Genomic DNA, 1,405 nt, shown 5'->3' with positions numbered 1-1,405 from the left:
CTAATGCAGTTCACTTAAGTTGGGCTGGATGAGGATCTGGTAAGACCTATCGAACAGGATGGAGATTCGTTTCCATCCTGTTCGTGTTTTGAGATGCCAGGTCGCATAGGACATACAGCCGATTTATCGGCACTTTCGGGTGCAATTGATCCGGAATGGATCGCCTTGGCGCTTGCCAGCAGCGGCAAGGCGAGCATCCGCAAGCGCAAGCTCCCCGCCGAGCAAGTTGTCTGGCTGGTGATTGCGCTTTCCTTGTATCGTCATCAGTCCATGCCTGAGGTGGTGGCCCATCTGGATCTGGTGTTGCCCGATGAGGTGAACCCGGACATTGCCAAGAGCGCCTTGACGCAGGCCCGCCAGCGCTTAGGCCAGGCGCCGCTGGCGCAGTTGTTTGCGATGAGCGCGACGTGCTGGGACGAGCGACACCAAGTCGGGCGAGGCTGGCGGGGTCTTGCGCGCTATGCCGTGGATGGCAGCACATTGCGTGTCGCCGACAGCGTGGAGAACCGCGCGCATTTTGGAGCGCAAGCCTATGCATCCGGCGCTGTTGCAAGTTATCCGCAGCTACGGCTCTTGACCCTGACGGCGCTCGCCACGCACCTGGTGCGTGATGCGGTGTTTGGGATCTACGGCAAGAATGAGATGCTCTATGCCAAGAGCTTGCTCGACCAAGTGCCGGACCAATCCCTGACGGTCTTCGACAAGGGCTTTTTCAGCGCCAGCCTGCTGCTGCAGCTTCAATCGAAGGGCAAGCAACGTCATTGGCTCCTGCCGGCCAAAGGCAACAGTGCATGGCAGCGCCTGGACCAGAACGCCACCGACTATCGGGTGCGCATGAAAGTCTCGCCGCAAGCACGCGAGGCCGAGCCCGACTTGCCGACATTCTGGGAAGCTCGGGCGATCGAGACGGTCAACCGGCATGGGCAACAGCGAATATTGCTCACCTCATTGACGGACAAGAAGGCCTATCCTGCCCAGGAGATCGTGCAGCAATACGAAGACCGCTGGCGGATCGAAACCAGCTATCGAGAGCTGAAGCAGGAGCTTCTTGGCAGCGAATTGACGCTGCGCAGCGGCACACCGCAGACCGTTTATCAGGAAGTTTGGGGAGCCTTGCTGGCTTACAATCTGGTGCGGTTGGAAATGGCCGAGGTTGCCTCTGAAGCCGAGGTCAAGCCAACCGAATTGAGCTTCACCACAGCCCTGCACTACATTCGTCACGAATGGGGGTGGATGGCGATCGAAGCGCCAGCAAAACTACCCGCACACCTCATCCGATTAAGACAACGGCTGGGAGACCTCATCCTCCCAAAAACACGGGGGCGATCATGCCCCCGTGTCGTCAAAAAGCTACCAGCCAAATATCCTGTCAGAACACTGAAGGTGCCTAAGTGAACTGCATTAG

1 protein-coding gene is annotated in these 1,405 nt (G+C 58.3%); it reads left to right on the top strand.

Translation table 11 applies throughout. The features are described 5' to 3' along the window. Positions 1–93: 93 nt before the first annotated feature. A complete protein-coding gene (locus NKI21_RS32315) occupies positions 94–1,395 on the top strand; it encodes an IS4 family transposase (protein WP_352869314.1) in 1,302 nt (433 codons plus the stop codon). Positions 1,396–1,405 lie beyond the last annotated feature (10 nt).

Origin of the sequence: Mesorhizobium sp. M0715 (assembly GCF_040320355.1) — a bacterium.
In the GTDB taxonomy this organism is placed as follows: Bacteria; Pseudomonadota; Alphaproteobacteria; order Rhizobiales; family Rhizobiaceae; genus Mesorhizobium.
This window is presented reverse-complemented; position numbering and strand designations above follow the sequence as displayed.